This window comes from Borrelia duttonii Ly (genome assembly GCF_000019685.1).
Taxonomy (GTDB): domain Bacteria; phylum Spirochaetota; class Spirochaetia; order Borreliales; family Borreliaceae; genus Borrelia; species Borrelia duttonii.
Genome location: NC_011247.1, coordinates 1 through 21,281 on the forward strand (window position 1 = coordinate 1; position 21,281 = coordinate 21,281).

Below are 21,281 nucleotides of genomic sequence, written 5' to 3' on the forward strand. Positions count from 1 at the left end.
AGATGCATAAAATAATTTGATTTTATTTTTATCTATAGACCTTTTTTTGCCTGTCTTATGTATTAGACTGTCATAATAAACTTCATCAAAAATGGTACATTGTATTCCAAGTTGTTTGACAGATTCTCTTATAATATCTTGTTCATGTTGTCCCATTAAATCAAGGGAAGTTTGAATTTTACTTTTGATTTTGTTTATTAAAATCTTTTTTACAGCTATGCTATTTGATAGACTAGGTCTTATTATAAAGATATCTTTTTGCATAGCATGACTTGGTGTTTCATAATTTGATTTAAGACTTGAGTTACAAGCAATTAAAATAGTTAAAATTATAAATGATATTATTTTAATAAACAAAATTTTTTTCAAAATATTCCCCCTTATTTTAATACTTACAAGCAACTTACAATCACTTATTATTGCAAATCAAACATCAGCAACATTATTATTTTATCATTATATTTACACTTTTTTTACATCTAAAATTTGACTAATTTGATATGACAGTTCTTCTGCTTTATCTGCTAATTTTTTAAATTTATATTTATACTTCATATTATTTATATAATTTTTTAAATGGATAGCATCACCATCTTTAATATTATCTTTATTATTTTGAAAGTCTTTATAAATTGTCATTACATATACTTTACCAGCATCTCTTATTTTTTGAAGTTCATCAAATTTATCTTTAAGTCGTTGCAAATCTTTTAAACTTAAGTAATAAAGATCTTTTTGTTTTTGAGATAATGGTATTAATGCAATTTCAAAATAATTGTGGGCATATTTTTTAAATGAAGTTAAAATATCTTCTATTAATACATTATATTCCGTATTAACATCATATTCATTTTGTTTATAAGTAATATTGATATTTGCTTTTTCTGCCAACTTATTTAGGATTATCTCAAAGTTAATAATAGCAAGTCGTCGATACTCCAATGCTAAATAAATTAACTTTCTGGAACTTCTGTTGTTACGACTTGCATAAACCTCGCCATTATAGTAATCTTTGGCTATCTTAAATACTTGTTGATTATCAACACCATACAAAACATGATCTTCTATCCAATCATCATTCTTTGTATATGTCTGCAATGTATATTTAGATCTTATAATTTTGTCTCTCAATTTAGCTACTATAATTTTTTTTTGTCGAATTTCATCTGTATGTGCATTTTTAGTATAAATTTCCAGATTATTTCTTATATTTTCTGCTTCCCTTAGCTCTTCTTTTAATTTTTTAAATGATTCAATATTTTGCTTGCATGTTAAAGTAGTTATTGCAATTAAATTGATTAAAATAAATGCACCAGACAAGTTATAACGCAAAATATTCTCCTTATGTTTTAAAACAAACTAACTATCAGTTATTATGATCCAAGAGCACTTGTTTCTAGGCATTATACATCTATTAAAATTTAATATCAAGAATAAAATTTATATTTTATTTTAAATTATAATTTTCAACTTTCCCAATGAACATTTTTAAACTTTGAGATATATCTAAAAATTTTTGATCATACATAATTTTTTTAATATATTCCATTAATTTCGTAATTTCACCAGTTCTGATTTCGTCTTTATCATCTTGAAAATCCTCATAAATTTTCTTTACAAATATTTTGCAATAATCGTTTATTTTTCTACGTTCATCAAATATATTGTTTAGTGTTTTGATATCATCAAGTGTTAAGGAATCAATTTCTGATTGTTGATTTTCTGATATATCAAATGCAGTGTGAAAGTATAATTCAAAATATTGATCAATATTAGATAATATTTTTTGTAATAAATTTTTCACTTCTTCATTCTGTGACACAAATTGTAAACTCATTTTAGATGGAAACTCAGACTCTAATACAATATTTTGAGCCATTTTGTTAAGAAATTCACCAAGAGATCTAATATAAGCGTCATTATAATCAAATAGTAGATAAATTTTATGCCTATATTCTTGACTTTTCTGATCAGAGTATTTTAAATATAGTGTTTCAGCCAAATCAAATGCATAACTATGATTATTGCTATCATGCATTCCAAATTGATCAATAGGTTCATTGTAATAATTATTTTTGTATAAGATTAATGATTTTTGAATATCTTGAATTTTCTGTTTTAGTTCAATTTTTGCTTCTTCAAGCTCAACTTGTTGTTGTCTTTGTTGCAAATTTTGTTTTGCTTGTTCTTCTATTCTTTTCTTTTCTTTTGTTAAATCTTCTTTGTGAGTTTTTAAATCTTGTTCTTTTTGAGTTAGTTCCTTTAATTTGCTAATTGTACTTATTGCTAATGAATCTATTTTATCTAGTATTACGTTTGTCTTTAATGCTGTGCTTTTTTGTTGTCCTGATATCTCACTCACTTCTACTTTATTTTTTCTCGTTTGTTCTATTGTTTGCAATTCTATCTCTCTTAATGCTTGTTCTAGTTTTGCAACTCTCTCAAAATTTGCCTTACAAGTCAAAATAGTAACAGCAATTAATATGAAGATAATAGGTATTTTATGACTCAAAATATTCTCCCTATTTTCAAAAACAAGTTATCTATCGATAATTATTATTTGATCAATACTTATCAAATGGCATTATACATTTGTTAATGTTTAATATCAAGATTTCAAAAAATTTAAGCAGAGTTTTATCAAATTTCATCCACAATTGTTTTGAATCTTTGAACAAGATTTCTCAGAATAACATTGATATATAACAATTGCAAAGTATGTGTAACTACATTTATTTTGAAATTGTGCAATTCATTTTTATGGTAATCAAAACGGATTTCATTCAAATAATCTTCAAAATCTTGATTTTGTTTTTCAAGATCACCAAATATTTTTTGCAATGTACTCAATTGTTCGATATTTAACAAATTAAGATTGGCCTGTTTATCATACAGTGTAAATATTGCGATTTCATAATAATACTTAGAATGATCAATTATTGCACCAAGGATATTTTGTGCAATGCTCTTATAATCAATATTTTTTAATGAATGCAAAATATCACCATATTCTTGAATATTTTGCCTATTGTACTTAAAAAGTAAGTAAATTTTTCTTCTATTATTAGAATTATGATCATCTGCAAGACTTATACTCTTATCTAAGGCATCTTCTTTGTTATAACTGATATAATTAAATGGTCGATCGTTTGTAACCTTATCTGTCATTTTAAAGTGATCATCAGGTTCAGGCCAATTGATATCTCTGTATATATTTAATAATGTCTGTTTATCTAAAATTTTAAGCTTCAACTGATTAATGATATTTTGTTTTATAATAAGGTTCTCTTCTCTTGTTGTCTCCTCTTGCTGTTGTTTTATTGTTAGTCGTATATGTTCTATTTCTTGATTTATATCATTCAATTTTATTTGTCTTAAATTTACAAGTGCCTGTTTTATGTTCTCTTCTGTTGCCTCTTCTTCTTTGGCAATTTTCTGTGCCTCTAATTCTGCTTCTGCTTCTATCGTTTTTATTTGAATGTCTAATTCCGTATTTGCTTTTATCTCTTGTGCTTTTAATGCTATTTGTTTAGCATCTTTTATTATTTTTATTGCCTGTTCCAACTCCTCAATATTCTTCAGATTCATCTTACAAGTTAAAGTAATAACAGAAATTAATGTAGATATAATAGATAATTTATGTCTCAAAATATTCTCCTTATTATAAAAAAATTCAATTCATCAATCTTTAATCAATTTAATGCTAGCAAAATAATTATCTAATTATCCCCTTAGTTATTTTTCTGATACATGCCTTAATATTCTTGATGTTTTCTATGGTATTGCAAATGTTATACTATAGACTCCTTTTGATACTTTTGTTCTTAGCTCTTCTTGTCGTCTCATTCTATCTTGTACTGTTTTTTCATCTTCTGGAATTAATGTTAGTGCCCTTTTTAATACTTCTTGTGATTCCATTTTTTCTTTTGCCTCTCTTCGCTTAAGTTCTTCCCTTACTTGACGTGCTTTTTGGTTTATATTTTCATAGGTCAAATTTGAATCACATGCAATTAAATTTATTAAAGCTAATATAATAAAAAGACTATTTTTCAAAATATTCTCCCTATTTTTCAAAATAAACTGATTGTTTATATTTAAACATTAATTAAAATCATCATTAAATGACATTATATGGCTGTTGCATCAGGATGTCAAGTTTAACTTTACACAATATTATAATAATTATCTATAGTAATTCAATAAATAACCAAGGAAGAATTTCCCTTGGTTTATGCATTTATATTTATTGTATTTAATTATTTAATTAATGTAAAATTAGTCTTTAGTAGACCTCATCCAAGACCTTCTTAATTTTTTTATAAATCTTTATAAGATCATCAAATTTAGTCTTAAAGTCTTCATTAAACGTATCTCTAAGATATGGCCATAGATCGTGTTTCGAATCTAAACTATATGGCTCATACTTCTTAACATCATTTACAAATCGTTGTATTACATTAGTTCTTAATTCTTGTTTTGCCGATTCAATTTCATCCAATTTGCTTTTTAAGAACCTTACACCTTTTAGCGATAATGCAAAATTAAGTTCACCTTCTCTACCTAATAAAAATTGATATACATCTACATAATAAGCTCTAGCATAATCTCTTAAGTTTTCAACTATATAGATTTTTTTTTCAATGATTTCATCAATAGTTTGCTTATCATAAGATGATCTATTAAAAATATCATAAGACAATTTGCCATAAACATATGCAAAAGGTTTAAAAAGATCATCATTATATTCAAGAGCTAGATAAAATTCTTTCTGTAATTCGAAGTTGTCTCTTGCTAAATATTCACTCTCAACACCGTAATTTGCCTTTAGATCACAAAATAAAGTAGAGATAACTCCCAATTTATACTTAAAATCAACAACCTGCGTTTTTGCATTACTATTAGCAAAAATCGGTATTATTAAAAAATAACCATCAAACTCTGGAATAATCAACCTCTTTCCCACCTCAGTTCCAGAAAAATAATTTTTTTTTAATATTTCTTTTACTTCTACAGGAATTTTACCTTCAATCTCTTTAATTTCTTTTTCTTTTTGCATACTTTCTTCTGGAGTTTCATTATCAGGATCCCTAAAATAAGAATCAAACTCTTCACCATCAACAGGATCAACATCATCAGGATCATCAGGAGCAGAAGAAACACCAGGAGCAGGAACAGCAGGAGCTCCAGGAGCAGAAGCAGCAGGAGCAGCAGGAGCAGGAGCACCAGGAGAGTCAACAGAAATTCCAGAATCAGTTAAACCTCTAGGTGTAACACCAAATGATGGTTTTTTAAAAGGCACATCCACTCTTCTTTGTCTCATAACACTAGCAACAGGCGCATACTTTTTTTTGGGCCCACACGATACCAGTAATACACTTATTAAAACAAATATAAACGCTATAAATAGAATAAAATTTTTGTGTTTCAAAATATTCTCCCTATTATAAAATTAAAAATTTCATCATTAATCTTTAAACAATCAACTAAAAAATTTATAATTTTATATATTATTTGATAATAATATTAAAAAATATATATATACATGTCAAATTGAAACTCTACACAATATTATAATAATTATTTATAGTAATTCAATAAATAACCAAGGAAAAATTTTCATTGGTTTATGCATTTATATTTATTGTATTAAATTATTTAATTAATTTACAATTAGTCTTTACTAGACATTATCCAAGATATCCTTAATTTGTTCAGAAATCATTATAACAGCATCATATTTAGTCTGAAAGTCGTCATTAAACGTATCTCTAAGATGTGGCCATACATCGTGTTTTGAATCTAAACTATATGGCTCATACTTCTTAACACCATTTACAAATTGTTGTATTACATTAGTTCTTACTTCTTGTTTTGCCAATTCAATTTCATCCAATTTGCTTTTTAAAAACCTGACACCTTTTAGCGATAATTTATCATTAAGTTTATCTTCTTTATCTAATAAAGATTGATATACATCTACATAATAAGCTTTAGCATAATCTCTTAATCTATCAACTATATTATGCTTTAGTTTCAATATTGCCAACAAGGTTTGTTCATCATAAGATGATCCATTAGAAACATCATAAGATAATTTGCCATAAACATATGCAAAAGGTTTCAAAAGATCATCATTATATTCAAGAGCTAGATAAAATTCTTTCTGTAATTCTAAGTTGTCTCCTGCTTCTTCTTCCAAATATTCTAAAGCATCATAATCTAAACTACCATACTGACATGCAAGGCCCCAAAATAAAGTAGAGAGAACGCCTAAATTACGCGAACCCTGGCCAAGATCCTTTTGACTAAAAAAATAACCCAAATGTTTTATTAAAAAATGACCATTAAACTCCGGCACAATCAATTTCTTACTCACATCAGTTCCAGCAAGAACATGTGTTTTTAATATTTCTTTTACTTCTACAGAAATTTTACCTTTAATCTCTTTAATTTCTTTTTCTTTTTGCATACTTTCTTCTGAATTTTCATTATCAGGATCCTTAAAATAAGAATTAAACTCTTCATCATCATCAAACTCTTCACCATCAACAAGATCTTCACCATCAGCAGGACCAGTTAAACCTCTAGGTGTAACACCAAATGATGGTTTTTTAAAAGACATATCCAAATTTCTTTGTCTCATAACACTAGCAACAGGCGCATACTTTTTTTTGGGCCCACACGATACCAGTAATACACTTATTAAAACAAATATAAACGCTATAAATAGAATAAAATTTTTGTGTTTCAAAATATTCTCCTTATTATAAAATTAAAAATTTCATCATTAATCTTTAAACAATCAACTAAAAAATTTATAATTTTATATATTATTTGATAATAATATTAAAAAAAATATATATATGTCAAATTGAAACTCTACACAATATTATAATAATTATACATAGTACTTCAATAAATAACTAAGAAAGAATTTCCCTTGGTTTATGCACTTAATATTAATTGTATTTAATTAAATAATTAAATACAATTAATATTTATTAAATTTTATCCAAGATATCCTTAATGTCTAAAGCATGCCTTATAACAACATCACACTTAGTATCAAAGTCTTCATTAAACGTATCTCTAAGATATGGCCATACATCGTGTTTCGAATCTATACTAGATAGCACATACTCCCTACAACCATCTACAAATTGTTGTATTACATTAGTTCTTAACTCTTGTTTTGCCAATTCAAGTTCATTCAATTTGCCTTTTAAGAATCTTACATTTTTTAGCGATAGTTTATCAAGTCTATCTTTTTTAGCTAATAAAGATTTATATACATCTATATAATAAGCTTTAGCATAATTTCTTAATCTTTTAACTATATTGTTTTTTACTGTAAGTATTTCATCCGTGTTTCGTTGAGCATACGATAATTTACCATAAACATATACAAAAGGTCTCAAAAGATTATCATTATATTCAAGAGCTAAGTAAAATTCTTTTAGTAATTCAAAGTTATCTCCTTCTAAATATTCCAAAGCATCATCATACGTAAGGCCCCAAAATAAAGTAGAGAGAGCCCCCACGGGATACTCAGCCCGAACAAGCCACTTCTCTTCACCAACAAAATAACCAAACGTTTTTACTAAAAAATGACCTTGAAACTGTATAATAATCAATTTATCATTTATCTCCGTTCCAACATGATCATGCATTTCTAATATTTTTTCTAATCCAAAAGGAATATCACCTTTAATCTCTTCAATTGCTCTTTCTTTGTACATTCTTTGTACTAAAGTTTCATCATCAACTAGAGAGTCAACTATAGGAACAATAGGTTTCAAAGGATCAGTTAAAGCTTTAAGAACAACACCAAATGGCAATTTTTGAGAAGCTCCATCTTCTTTTCTCTTCTTTATAACACTAGCAATAGGAAAATACTTTGTTGGTCCACACGATACCAATAATATACTTATTAAAATAAATACAAATATTCTAAATAGAATAAAATTTTTTCTTTTCAAAATATTCTCCCTATCATAAAATATAAAAATTTAATTATTAATCTTTAAAAATAAACTTAAAAAAGTGATAATTTTGATATTATTTAATAATAATATTAATCATATGCATACGTCAAGTTTGCTATATATGATATTATAATAATTATATATAGTACTTCAATAAATAACCAAATAAGAATTTCCCTTGGTTTATGCATTTATATTTGTTTCACTTAATTATTTAATCAATTTACAATTAATTTTTACCAAATATTATCCAAGATCTTTTTAATTTCATCAGCTAAAGCTACAACAACATCACATTTAGTATCAAAGTCTTCATTAAACGTATCTCTAAGATATGGCCATACATCGTGTTTCGAATCTATACTATATGGCTCATACTGCTTACAACCTTCTACAAAGTTTTGTATTATTTTGGCTTTTACTTCTTCTTTAGCAATTTCAATTTCACTCAATTTGCTTTTTAATAATCGTATCTCTTCCAAAGATAGTACATTAAGTCTATTTGCTTTACTCCTTAAAGTTCTATATACATTTATATAATAAGCTTCAGCATACTTTATTAATCTTTTAACTATATTGTTTTTTACTGTAAGTATTTCATCCGTGTTTCGTTGAGCATAAGATAATTTACCATAAACATATACAAAAGGTCTCAAAAGATTATCATCATATTCAAGGGCTAGGCAAAATTTGCGCACTAATAGAGTACCTTTATATGAGGCAAGATATTCTGTTGAACCAGTTGAATCCTCATATGTAAGTTTAAAAAATAAACTACGAGGCATGTTTAAATTATATAACCTATTATACAACAGATCTATTGCACGAAAACCAGAAAAGGCTGGAATAATATTACTCCTACTCCAAGCCTCATAATGATTTAAAAAACCATCATATGTTGACAGATGTTTTGCTACGCTAAGAATTCCACTTTTAATCTCTCCAATCTTTTTTTGTTTTTCTTTTTGCATCCTTTGTTCTGGGGTTTCATCAGCAGGATCAACATCATCAGGAGCAGGAGCACCAGGAGCAGCAGGAGCATCGGGAGCAGGAGAAACACCAGGAGCATCGGGAGCAGGAGAAACACCAGGAGCATCGGGAGCAGGAGAAACACCAGGAGCATCGGGAGCAGGAGCACCAGGAGCAGGAACAGCAGTAGCACCAGGAGCAGGAGCAGCAGGAACAGCAGTAGCACCAGGAGCAGCAGTAGCACCAGGAGAGTCAACAGAAACTCCAGAATCAATTAAACCTTTAGATGCAACACCAAATGGTGATTTTTTAAAAGGCACATCCACTCTTCTTTGTCTCATAACACTAGCAACAGGGACATACTTTTTTTTGGGACCACACGATACCAGTAATACACTTATTAAAATAAATATAAATATTATAAATAGAATAAAATTCTTTCTCTTCAAAATATTCTCCCCCATAATACAAAAATTAATTATTAATCTTTAACACCCAATCTAAAAATTGACAATTAACTTTACAATGTTAGATATTACTTAATAATAACATCTAACATATTTATATATCAAGTTTAAACTTGATATAATATTATAATGATTATTTATAGAATTTCAATTAATCCTTTACCGGAATCTTCTCAAAGATCTCTTTAATGTCAGCAGCTAAAGCTATAACAGCATCACATTTAGTCTCAAAGTCTTCCTTAAACTTATCTTTAAGATATAGCCATACATTGTGCTTCGGGCTTAAACCATATGGCTCATACTGTTTACAACCATTTACAAAATTTTGTATTACATCAGTTCTTAATTTTTGTTTTGCCAATTCAATTTCACTTAATTTGCTTTTTAATAATCGTACATCTTCCAACAATAGTAAATCAAGCCTATCTTTTTTAGCTTCTAAGGCTTTATACACATCTATATAATAAGCTTTAGCATAATTTATTAATCTGCTAACTATACTGTTTTTTAATTCAAGTATCTTATCCTTGTTTTGATAAGCATCAGATAATTTATTAGCAACATCATAAGACAATATACCATAAACATATGCAAAAGGTTTTAAAAGATCATCATTATATTCAAAAGCTAGGTAAAATTTACGCCTTGATTTTAAATCTTTACTATATTTAAGCTTGTAAAATAAATTATAAAATTCACCTAAATCATATGTATCAAAGTAATTACCTAATGGCAATTTTATAATAACACCAAGTAAGCCTGGCACAATCTTCCTACGCTCCCAATCGACAATATCATATTTATTATCATTATGTAATTTTAATACTTGTGCTACTCCACCAAGAAACTTACTTTCAATCTCTTCAATTTCTTTTTCCTTTTGCATCCTTTGTTCCAAAGTTTCTTCAACATATTGCAGCGTAGCTCCGTCCTGAGATCCATCAGTAAGCAATTCTTCCTTTTTTGGACCACACGACACCAATAATAAACTTACTAAAATAAATATAAATATCATAAATAAAATAAAATTTTTTATTTTCACAATATTCTCCCTGTTATAAAACATAAAAAATTTAATTATCAATCTTTAAAAATTTATTTAAAAAAAGAATATTTTAAGTATTATTCTTAATTAAGAATAATACTTAAAATATTCTAATGTCAAGTTTAAATTTAATATAATATCATAATAATTATTTATAATGCTTTAATGAATAACCAAGGAAAATTTTTCCTTGGTTTAGCAATTTAATAATTAATTATCTAATCAATTTATAATTAATGTTTTACTGAATCTTATTTAAGATAACTTTAATTTTCTTAGCATGAGCCATAACAACACTATATTTAGAAGCAAAGCTTTCATACTTTTCTTTAAAATATAACCACAAATTGTCAAAGCTGAGATTTCTTACTGTGGTCTCTATAGATTTAAATACTATAGTGTCAAAATTATTGCTATCTGCTGCAAGTTTTAGTATTACCTTATCTATTAATTCTTTTTGCGATGATTCAAGTTCAGTCAATTTGGTTTTTAATAGTCGCAAATTCTTAAGCGATAATGTATCAAGTTTTTTTTCTTTGGCTTTTAAAGTTTGATATACATCTATATAATAAGCTACAGCGTACCTTCTTAATCTTTTAACCATATTGTTTCTCAATAAAAATGTTTCCTTACTAAATGCTGGATTAGACGAAAGCCTATCATAGATATATATAAAAGCTATCAAATAATAATCATTATATTCAAGGGCTAGATAAAATTCTTTTCTTCGTGCTTTGTCTGTATATGGAACACTACCTGAACCATCGTTATATCTAAGTCTGTAAAATAAACCATGAGGAGTACTTAGTAAATATTTTATTTCTTGCTTACCGTTTACACCGTTTACTCTGTCTACCATTTCTACTGACGGTACCCGAAAGGACAATTTTTGATCCTCCTTATCCCAAGTTCCACGACCATGTGTGTTTAATATTTTTAATACTTTGCTAGGAATTTTATTTTTAATATCTTTAATTTCTTCTCTTTTTTGGATTTTTTGTTCTGGGGTATCTTCATCATCTGTATCTTCATCATCTGTATCAACATAATATGCATCATCATTAGCTTCAAGCTCAAAAGTCTCAGGAGGAGCAATAGGCTCAGGAGAAGCAACAGGCTTAGGAAAAGTAACAGGATTAAGAGGGGCAACAAAATCAGGAGGAGCAACAGGCTTAGCAAGGCCAAAAAGCTTAGCAACTAAATACTTTTTTGGTCCACACGATACCAATAATAACAATATTAAAATAAATACAAACATTATAAATAAAATAAAATCTTTGCGTTTCAAAATATTCTCCCTATTACATAAAATTTAATTATCATTTTTTAATAATTAATTTGAAAATTGGTAATTTATTTTATACCTTTAACTATTCTTTATCATAATAGTTGTAATATTCTAATGTCAAGTTTAAATTCTATACAATATTATAATAATTATCTATTAATAATTATATATAGGCACTTTGATAAATAACCAAGGAAAAATTTTCCTTGGTGTTTAAATTAATGTATTATTTAATATTTATTACTTGATTTATAATTAGTCTTTACTAGAGATACGTCAACACACCTACAATTTCAGACGCTATCTTTAAAATAACACCACGTTTACTGTCAAATTCGCCGCGGTGTGTGTCTTTTTGCCAATATTCTATTATTTCGTCAGGAAGGGTATCATCACTTTTTAGATTATGAGTTGGTTCTGATGAATTAATTGATGTATCTTTATTATAATCATTTATAATTAATTGTATTACGTCATATAATTCCTGTTGTTCTTTTTCAAGTTCTAAAAATGCAGTTTTCAACCATTGCAACTGTCCTAAAGTTAATGCATCAAGTTGATTTTGTTTTTCTTTTAAGACACTATATACATCATAGTAAAATCTAGCATAAGATCTTACATCTTCCAAAAACTGTTCTAATTCTGCTTCATTTTTAGCAGCTAATTCGTCCGTAGCAACTAATTTATTGACAACACCTGCAAAAGCTTTAATAAAATTAGCATTATACTCACAAGCCAGATAAAATTCTCTTCTTACTGCTTTGCTTTCCTGCGCCCTAGTTTCATCCGTTGCATCATTATATAAGAAAAATAAGAATCTATCTTCAATAAATACGTCATATTTAACTCTAGTAAATAATTGATTGGCACCTTTAAGATTATATCCTGCCGCATCCTCATCCCAATTTTCATCATCATGCGTTTCTAATATTTTTAATACCTTATCAGGAATTTTAATACTTTCAATTTCTTTTTGTTTCAAGATTTGCTCATCATTTACAGCTCCACCTCCATTTCCAGGATTAGTTACACCTTGAGGCCCTCCAGGCAATAGAGGCTTTGTCAAAGGCCCATCTACTCCGTTTCGCCTTACAGCACTAGAAACAGGAGTATACTTTTTTTTGGGTCCACACGATACCAATAATAACAATATTAAAATAAATACAAACATTATAAATAAAATAAAATCTTTGCGTTTCAAAATATTCTCCCTATTATATAAAATTTAATTATCATTTTTTAAAAATTGATTTTAAAATAAATAATTCATTTTATATTTTTAACTATTACTATATCATAATAGTTACAATATTCACATATCAAGTTTTGCCTATATACAATATAGTAATAATTATATATAGGCATTTTGACAAATAACCAAGGAAAATTTTCCTTGGTGTTTAAATTAAGGTATTATTTAATATTTATTACTTGATTTATAATTAGTCTTTACTAGATATCCTTCAACAAATTTTCAATCATAATCGCTGTATGTATAACACGACCACGTTTCTTGTTAAAGTCGCCATGGCGTGTGTCTTTTTTCCAATATTCTATTATCTCGGAAGGAAGGGTATCATCACTTTTTAGATGATGAGTTGGTTCTAATAAATTAATTGATGTATCGTTATTATAATCATTTATAATTAATTGTATTACCTCAAATAATTCCTGTTGTTCTTTTTCAAGTTCTAAAAATTTAGCTTTCAACAATTGCAACTGTTCTAAAGTTAATGAATCAAGTTTACTTTGTTTTGCTTTTAAGAAAAGATATGCATTATAGTAAAATCGAGCATAAGATCTTACATCTTCCAAAAAAAACTGTTCTAATTCTGCATTATTTTTAGCAGCTAATTCGTCCGTAGCAACTAATTTATTGACAACACCTGCAAAAGCTTTAATAAAATTAGCATTATACTCACAAGCCAAATAAAATTCTCTTCTTGCTGTTTTGCTTACCTTTGCCCTTTTGTCATCCGTTGCATCATTATATAAGAATTTCCCACTAACTACTTCATATTTAACTCTAGTAAATAATTGATTGGCACCTGTAAGATTATATCCTGCCGCATCCTCATCCCAATTTTCATCATCATGCGTTTCTAATATTTTTAATACCTTATCAGGAATTTTAATACTTTCAATTTCTTTTTGTTTCAAAATTTGCTCATTATCTCCAGTTCCAGTTCCACCGTTAAGTCCTCCATTTACAGCTCCAACTTGAGACCCTCCAGTTACACCGTTAGTATTAGTCCCTCCAGTTACACCGTTAGGTCCTCGCCTCACAGCACTAGAAACAGGGGTATACTTTTTTGGTCCACACGATACCAATAATAACAATATTAAAATAAATACAAACATTATAAATAAAATAAAATCTTTGCGTTTCAAAATATTCTCCCTATTATATAAAATTTAATTATCATTTTTTAATAATTAATTTGAAAATTGGTAATTTATTTTATACCTTTAACTATTCTTTATCATAATAGTTGTAATATTCTAATGTCAAGTTTAAATTCTATACAATATTATAATAATTATCTATTAATAATTATATATAGGCACTTTGATAAATAACCAAGGAAAAATTTTCCTTGGTGTTTAAATTAATGTATTATTTAATATTTATTACTTGATTTATAATTAGTCTTTACTAGAGATACGTCAACACACCTACAATTTCAGACGCTATCTTTAAAATAACACCACGTTTACTGTCAAATTCGCCGCGGTGTGTGTCTTTTTGCCAATATTCTATTATTTCGTCAGGAAGGGTATCATCACTTTTTAGATTATGAGTTGGTTCTGATGAATTAATTGATGTATCTTTATTATAATCATTTATAATTAATTGTATTACGTCATATAATTCCTGTTGTTCTTTTTCAAGTTCTAAAAATGCAGTTTTCAACCATTGCAACTGTCCTAAAGTTAATGCATCAAGTTGATTTTGTTTTTCTTTTAAGACACTATATACATCATAGTAAAATCTAGCATAAGATCTTACATCTTCCAAAAACTGTTCTAATTCTGCTTCATTTTTAGCAGCTAATTCGTCCGTAGCAACTAATTTATTGACAACACCTGCAAAAGCTTTAATAAAATTAGCATTATACTCACAAGCCAGATAAAATTCTCTTCTTACTGCTTTGCTTTCCTGCGCCCTAGTTTCATCCGTTGCATCATTATATAAGAAAAATAAGAATCTATCTTCAATAAATACGTCATATTTAACTCTAGTAAATAATTGATTGGCACCTGTAAGATTATATCCTGCCGCATCCTCATCCCAATTTTCATCATCATGCGTTTCTAATATTTTTAATACCTTATCAGGAATTTTAATATCTTTAATTTCTTTTTGTTTCAAGATTTGCTCATCATTTACAGCTCCACCTCCATTTCCAGGATTAGTTACACCTTGAGGCCCTCCAGGCGATAGAGGCTTTGTCAAAGGCCCATCTACTCCGTTTCGCCTCACAGCACTAGAAACAGGAGTATACTTTTTTGGTCCACACGATACCAATAATAACAATATTAAAATAAATACAAACATTATAAATAAAATAAAATCTTTGCGTTTCAAAATATTCTCCCTATTATATAAAATTTAATTATCACTTTTTAACAATTGATTTTAAAATAAACAATTCATTTTATATTTTTAACTATTACTTATCATAATAATTGTAATATTCTAATGTCAAGTTTAATTCTATACAATATTATAATAATTATCTACTAATAATTATATATAGGCACTTTAATAAATAACCAAGGAAAAATTTTCCTTGGTGTTTAAATTAAGGTATTATTTAATATTTATTACTTGATTTATAATTAGCCTTTACTAGATATCCTTCAACAAATTTAAAATCATAATCGCTGTATTTATAATATTACCACATTTCCTGTTAAAGTCGCCACGGAGTGTGTCTTTTTTCCAATATTCTATTATCTCGGAAGGAAGGGTATCAATACTCTTTAGATTATGAGTTGGTTCTGATGAATTAATTGATGTATCGTTATTATAATCATTTATAATTAATTGTATTACGTCATATAATTCCTGTTGTTCTTTTTCAAGTAATAAAAATGCAGTTTTCAACGATTGCAACTTTTTTAAAGTTAATACATCAAGTTTACTTTGTTTTTCTTTTAAGATACTATATGCATTATAGTAAAATAGAGCATAAAATCTTACATTTTCTACAAACTGTTCTAATTCTGCTTTATTTTTAGCAGCTAATTCGTCCGTAGCAACTAATTTATTGACAACACCTGCAAAAGCTTTAATAAAATTAGCATTATACTCACAAGCCAAATAAAATTCTCTTCTTAATGCTTTGCTTTCCTTCGCCCTTTTGTCATCCGTTGCATCATTATATAAGAATTCATCTCCACTAGCTACTTTATATTTAACTCTAGAAAATAATTGATTGGCACCTTTAAGATTATATCCTGCCGCATCCTCATCCCAATTTTCATTATCACGCGTTTTTAATATTTGTGATACCTTATCAGGAATTTTAATATCTTTAATTTCTTTTTGTTTCAAGATTTGCTCATTATCTACAGCTCCAGTTCCACCTTGAGACCCTACAGCTCCAGTTCCACCTTGAGACCCTCCAGCTCCAGTTCCACCTTGAGACCCTACAGTTACACCGTTAGTATTAGTCCCTCCAGTTACACCGTTAGGTCCTAATCTGTTTCGCCTCACAGCACTAGAAACAGGGGCATACTTTTTTTTGGGCCCACACGATAACAATAATAACAATATTAAAATAAATACAAAAATTACAAATAAAATAAAATCTTTACGTTTCAAAATATTCTCCCTATTATAAAAATTTAATTTCTAATAATTGATTCAAAAATTAATAATTCATTTTAAACTTTTAACTATTACTATATCATAATAGTTACAACATTTACATATCAAGTTTTGACTCTATACAATATAGTAATAATTATATATAGGCATTTTGATAAATAACCAAGGAAAATTTTTCCTTGGTTTATGAATTTCATATTTATTTTTTTAATTATTTAATCAATTTATAATTAATCTTTACTGAATCTTATTCAAGATCTCTTTAACTGAACCAGCCCGCTCTATAACTTCATTACATCTAGATTGAATTCCAGCTAACCTGCTTTGAAGAGAAAATAAGTCGATACCACGCTTGAGATAATTTTTTAATTCCAATTGTTCCTTGGTAAGTGCTGCCAATCTGACTTTCAACAACTTCAAATGTTCTAAAGATAGTGTATTAAGTTTATCTTGGTTCTTTTGTAAAAAATCATACACATCTACATAGTAAGCTTTAGCACACTTTCTTGACTTTTTAAGTAAATCTCCGAATAATCCTGTAACTAAAGGAACGAAATATAATCCCTCAAAAATACCTACAGCAGTTCTAACCAAACCAACATTATACTCAAAAATTAGATAAACTTCTTTTCTTGCTTCTATGCTTTCCTTAGAAACATCTCCGGGCGTTGTACCATCATATAAAAATTCCTTTCCACCAACTGTTTTATATGAAAGTCTGCTAAACGCGAATTTGATTTCACTAACAGAAAGGAACATCTTAGATTCATCCAAAGCCGTATTATTATAATTTTTCAATACTGCTGATATTGAAGGAGTAATTTCCTTTTTAATAACTGAAATTTCTTCTTGTTTTAGTCGTTCCTCTTCTTCTTGTTTTAGTCGTTCCTTTTCTTCTTGCTTTAGTTTTCGTTGTCTTGCCTCTTCTGCCAGTTTTCTTTGTTCCTCTTCTTCTCGCTTTAGTTCTAGTTCTCTTTCATATGCTTCTAGTTCGAATTGTTCCTCTTCCTCTTGCGCCTGTTTTCGTTGTCTTACCTCTTCTGCCAGTTTTCTTTGTTCCTCTGCTTCTCGAATTCGTTGTTTCTCTGCTTTTTGTATCTGTTCTACCTTTTCTTTCTGTATTCGTTTTGCCTTTGCATAATCAACAGTCTTACCTCTTGGATCACAAGCTATTAGTAATAAACTTATCAACACAAATATAACAAAAACTTTTTGTTTCAAAATATTCTCCTTATTATTTAATTATAAAATAGCTAATTATTGATAACCAAGGAAAAATTTTTCTTAGTGATGTTGAATGCAAAAACATTCAACATATATTTACTTAAATTATAATTAACATTAATCTCTTACTCGATCCCAATTAATATAGATCTAATTTCAGAAGATAAACTTAAGATATTATCACATCCAGAGTGAATTTTCTTTAATTTTACTAGCGCAGAGCCTAATGTTTCACCTGCTTTATCAGGTGTGACATCATTTTTCAATTTCATTTTTGCCTCTTTAAATGCTAGCAATCTGGTTCTCAACAATACTATATCTTCTAAAGATAGTGTCTTAAGTTTATTTAGGTTATTTTGTAAGACATCATATACATCTATATAGTAAGCTGTAGCACACCTCCTTATTTTTTTAAAGACCGATTCTAAAATCCCTAATGAATCAGAACCTTTAAGTTCCTTATTAAGAGCATCTGCCAAAGATTTAATCAACTCATCATCATAATCAAGAAATAGATAAATTTCTCTTCTTGCTGCTTTACTTGATGCAGCATCATCGCCAAGTGTCGTACCATCATATAATAATGACTTTCCATTAACTGTTGCATATACAACTTTGTTAAATAATTGACCGGAACCTTTCAAATTATATCCTTTCCCATCTTCATCCCAACCTGTATTATAATGCGTACTTAATACTGACATCACTGTACTAGGAATTTCATCTTTAATGCCTGCAATTTCTTCTTGTTTCTGTTGTGTCTCTGCATCATAAACAGGAATTTCTCCGTTTTGACCACAAGCTATTAGCAATAAACTTATTAAACTTATTAACATAAATATAATAAAAACTTTTTGTTTCAAAATATCTTCCTTATTATCTAATTACAAACTGGCTAATTACTGATAACCAAGTAATTTCTTACCTTGTTTATATTTAATTTAACAGTGTTTTAAATATATTTAATTGATTTATAATTAACATTAATCTCCTAATTAGCCCTAGTCAAGATCTCTTTAATTTCACCACCTAGCCTTATAATCTCATTACAAATAGAATCAAATTCAGCTGACAATGTGTTCCAATATTCTAATACTTCATCAGCGGTGATGTTAACCGGAATTATTGCGTTTGGATCAGACAAATATCTTCTAGTAATTAAATATTCATTTCTAAGTGGTCGTACTACACGAACTATTAATTTTACTCTTGCTGTTTTCACTTCTCCCAATTTGATACTCAACGATTTTAATTCTGCTGCAGAGAGTGACTCAAGGTTATCCAGTTTCTTTTCTAAGGTATCATATACATCTATATAATAAGCTTTGGCAGCATTTCTTATCTTGATAAAGAAATCTTTTAATTTGTCTTTATTTTTTGTAAGTAAGTCCACAGTCCCAATTAATTTACTAGCAAACCCTCCCAAAACCCAAATAAAATCGTTATCATAGCCTAAAGCTAGATAAACTTCTCTTCTTTCTGCTTTGCTTTCCTTCGCCCTATTGTCATCCATTAGATCATAATATAAGAATTCCGTTCCATCATTAGCTACTCTATGTGGAACTCTCGAAAATACTGAAATAATATGAGTAAAATCAGCAATTTCACCGTTCCAATTTGCATCATTATGATAGCCTAATACTTTTTTCACATCACTAGGAGTTGCATTTTTAATGATTTCAATTCTTTCTCGTCTTTCCGCTTCTTCTTGTTCTGATTGTAGTTGTGTCTCTGCATTATCTCCGTTTTGACCACAAGCTACTAGAAATAAACTAATTAAAATTATTAACATAAATATAATAAAAACTTTTTGTTTCAAAATATCCTCCTTATTATTCAATTATTATTAAATTACAAACTGGCTAATTAAATATAACCAAGAAAAATTTTTCCTTGGTTATATTTAATTTAAAAGTGTCCTAAATATATTTAATTGATTTATAATTAACATTAACCTTTGACCTTAATATTATCCAAGATTCCTTTAATTTCACCACTTATCCTCATAATCTCATCACAAATAGAATTAAATTCAGCTGATAATGTGTTCCAATATGTCTCTATTTCATCAGCGGTTAAGGTATTCACAATTTTTTTTGAGCCTGGATCAGCCAAACATTCTCCAATAATTGGATACTTATCTTTAAGTGGTTGCAATATCTTAGATACTAATTTTTCTCTTTCTGCTTTAAGTAAGGCCAAGTTGTCATGCAACGATTTTACTTCTGCTGCAGAGAGTACCTCAAGGTTACCCAGTTTCTTTTGTAAGGTATCATATGCATCTACATAATAAGCTTTGGCACAATCTCTCATCTTTTTAAAAAAATCTTTTAATGCGGCTTTATTTTTTGTAACTAAGTCCCTAGTCTCAACTAATTTCTCAATAAACTCTCCAAAAGCCCTAATCGAACCAAAAAAATAATTAAGAGCTAGATAAACTTCTCTTCTTGCTGCTTTGCTTTCCTTCGCCCTATCGCTAGACTTTGTATCATTATATGAGAATTCCGTTCCACCAACTACTTTATACGGAACTTTGTCAAACACTACACTAATAGCACGAAAATAACCGGGATGGTTTATATCAGCACTCCAATTTTCATTATTATGCTCTTTTAGTACTTCTATCACCTCACTAGGAATTCCATTTTTTTTAATGGTTGCAATTCTTTCTTGCCTCTCCTCTTCTTCTGATTTTCGTTGTGACGATGCATTACCAACAGGATCTTTTTCGTTTTGAAAACAAGCTATTAGAAATAAATTTATTAATATAAATATAATAAAAACTTTTTGTTTCAAAATATCCTCCTTATTATTCAATTATCATTCAATTACAAACTGACTAATTATTGATAACCAAGTAATTTCTTACCTTGGTTATATTTAATTTAACAGTGTCCTAAATATATTTAATTGATTTATAATTAACATTAACCTTTGACCTTAATATTATCCAAGATTCCTTTAATTTTACCACTTATCTTTATAATCTCATTACAAATAGAATCAAATTCAGCTGATAATGTGTTCCAATATGTCTCTATTTCATCAGCGGTTAAGGTATTCGAAATTTTGTCTGAGCCTGGATCAGCAAAATATTCTCCAATAATTGGATACTTATCTTTAAGTGGTTGCACTACATTAGATACTAATTTATCTCTTTCTGCTTTAAGTAAGGCCAAGTTGTCATGCAAAGATTTTACTTCTGCTGCAGAGAGCACCTCAAGGGTACCCAGGTTCTCTTGTAAGGTTTCATATGCATCTAAATAATAAGCTTTAGCACACTTTCTTATCTTCATAAAGAAATCTCTTAATTTGGCTTTATTTTTTGTAACTAATTCCGGAGTCGCAACTAATTTACTAGCAAAATCTCCAAAAGCACGAGTAAAACCGCTACTATAGCCGAAAGCTAGATAAACTTCATCCATTCCTGCCAAATCTCCATCATATAAGAACTCATGGCCATTAC

Annotated in this window: 19 protein-coding genes and 1 pseudogene; all 20 read right to left on the reverse strand. The window is 28.2% G+C overall.

The features are described 5' to 3' along the window. Nucleotides 1–369, reverse strand: a pseudogene (locus BDU_RS04415) (complement regulator-acquiring protein); the annotation flags it as partial. Nucleotides 370–462: 93 nt separating this feature from the next. Beyond that, the gene (locus BDU_RS04420; RefSeq protein WP_041177807.1) at nt 463–1,332 is read right to left on the reverse strand and encodes a virulence associated lipoprotein; all 870 of its coding nucleotides are present in this window, start codon (nt 1,330–1,332) and stop codon (nt 463–465) included. 115 nt (nt 1,333–1,447) lie between these two features. Beyond that, a complete protein-coding gene (locus BDU_RS04425; RefSeq protein ID WP_012539345.1) occupies nt 1,448–2,512 on the reverse strand; it encodes a virulence associated lipoprotein in 1,065 nt (354 codons plus the stop codon). 128 nt (nt 2,513–2,640) lie between these two features. Further along, nucleotides 2,641–3,648 carry a virulence associated lipoprotein gene (locus tag BDU_RS04430; RefSeq protein ID WP_012539346.1) on the reverse strand — a complete coding sequence of 336 codons (1,008 nt, stop codon included), beginning with the start codon at nt 3,646–3,648 and terminating at the stop codon, nt 2,641–2,643. Between the two features lie 126 nt (nt 3,649–3,774). Further along, on the reverse strand, nt 3,775–4,053 hold the full coding sequence (locus BDU_RS04435) for a hypothetical protein (protein WP_143705842.1): 279 nt from the start codon (nt 4,051–4,053) through the stop codon (nt 3,775–3,777). Between the two features lie 229 nt (nt 4,054–4,282). Beyond that, nucleotides 4,283–5,428: a virulence associated lipoprotein gene (locus BDU_RS04440; protein WP_012539348.1), complete on the reverse strand. Its 1,146-nt coding sequence runs from the start codon at nt 5,426–5,428 to the stop codon at nt 4,283–4,285. Between the two features lie 252 nt (nt 5,429–5,680). Beyond that, nucleotides 5,681–6,751 carry a virulence associated lipoprotein gene (locus BDU_RS04445; protein WP_012539349.1) on the reverse strand — a complete coding sequence of 357 codons (1,071 nt, stop codon included), beginning with the start codon at nt 6,749–6,751 and terminating at the stop codon, nt 5,681–5,683. 250 nt (nt 6,752–7,001) lie between these two features. Then, nucleotides 7,002–7,979, reverse strand: a complete 978-nt coding sequence (locus tag BDU_RS04450; RefSeq protein WP_012539350.1) for a virulence associated lipoprotein — start codon at nt 7,977–7,979, stop codon at nt 7,002–7,004. Nucleotides 7,980–8,221: 242 nt separating this feature from the next. Beyond that, complete coding sequence (locus tag BDU_RS04455; protein ID WP_143705845.1) at nt 8,222–9,403, reverse strand: virulence associated lipoprotein; 1,182 nt, start codon at nt 9,401–9,403, stop codon at nt 8,222–8,224. Nucleotides 9,404–9,572: 169 nt separating this feature from the next. After that, nucleotides 9,573–10,463, reverse strand: a complete 891-nt coding sequence (locus tag BDU_RS04460) for a virulence associated lipoprotein (protein ID WP_041177808.1) — start codon at nt 10,461–10,463, stop codon at nt 9,573–9,575. 244 nt (nt 10,464–10,707) lie between these two features. Next, entirely contained in the window at nt 10,708–11,754 is a 1,047-nt protein-coding gene (locus BDU_RS08240; protein WP_012539353.1) for a virulence associated lipoprotein, read from the reverse strand. Between the two features lie 265 nt (nt 11,755–12,019). Continuing rightward, on the reverse strand, nt 12,020–12,955 hold the full coding sequence (locus BDU_RS04470) for a virulence associated lipoprotein (protein ID WP_012539354.1): 936 nt from the start codon (nt 12,953–12,955) through the stop codon (nt 12,020–12,022). Between the two features lie 251 nt (nt 12,956–13,206). Next, the gene (locus BDU_RS04475) at nt 13,207–14,145 is read right to left on the reverse strand and encodes a virulence associated lipoprotein (protein WP_012539355.1); all 939 of its coding nucleotides are present in this window, start codon (nt 14,143–14,145) and stop codon (nt 13,207–13,209) included. A 265-nt stretch (nt 14,146–14,410) separates the two neighbouring features. Further along, nucleotides 14,411–15,343, reverse strand: a complete 933-nt coding sequence (locus tag BDU_RS04480; RefSeq protein WP_012539356.1) for a virulence associated lipoprotein — start codon at nt 15,341–15,343, stop codon at nt 14,411–14,413. Between the two features lie 264 nt (nt 15,344–15,607). Then, complete coding sequence (locus BDU_RS04485) at nt 15,608–16,585, reverse strand: virulence associated lipoprotein (protein ID WP_012539357.1); 978 nt, start codon at nt 16,583–16,585, stop codon at nt 15,608–15,610. A 243-nt stretch (nt 16,586–16,828) separates the two neighbouring features. Then, nucleotides 16,829–17,812, reverse strand: a complete 984-nt coding sequence (locus BDU_RS04490) for a virulence associated lipoprotein (RefSeq protein ID WP_012539358.1) — start codon at nt 17,810–17,812, stop codon at nt 16,829–16,831. Between the two features lie 128 nt (nt 17,813–17,940). Next, entirely contained in the window at nt 17,941–18,678 is a 738-nt protein-coding gene (locus BDU_RS04495; RefSeq protein ID WP_012539359.1) for a virulence associated lipoprotein, read from the reverse strand. Between the two features lie 128 nt (nt 18,679–18,806). Beyond that, entirely contained in the window at nt 18,807–19,655 is an 849-nt protein-coding gene (locus BDU_RS08530; protein WP_012539360.1) for a virulence associated lipoprotein, read from the reverse strand. 110 nt (nt 19,656–19,765) lie between these two features. Continuing rightward, nucleotides 19,766–20,611 carry a virulence associated lipoprotein gene (locus BDU_RS08455; protein WP_318250788.1) on the reverse strand — a complete coding sequence of 282 codons (846 nt, stop codon included), beginning with the start codon at nt 20,609–20,611 and terminating at the stop codon, nt 19,766–19,768. A gap of 131 nt (nt 20,612–20,742) precedes the next feature. Continuing rightward, a complete protein-coding gene (locus BDU_RS08535) occupies nt 20,743–21,240 on the reverse strand; it encodes a virulence associated lipoprotein (protein WP_049752262.1) in 498 nt (165 codons plus the stop codon). Nucleotides 21,241–21,281: the final 41 nt, after the last annotated feature.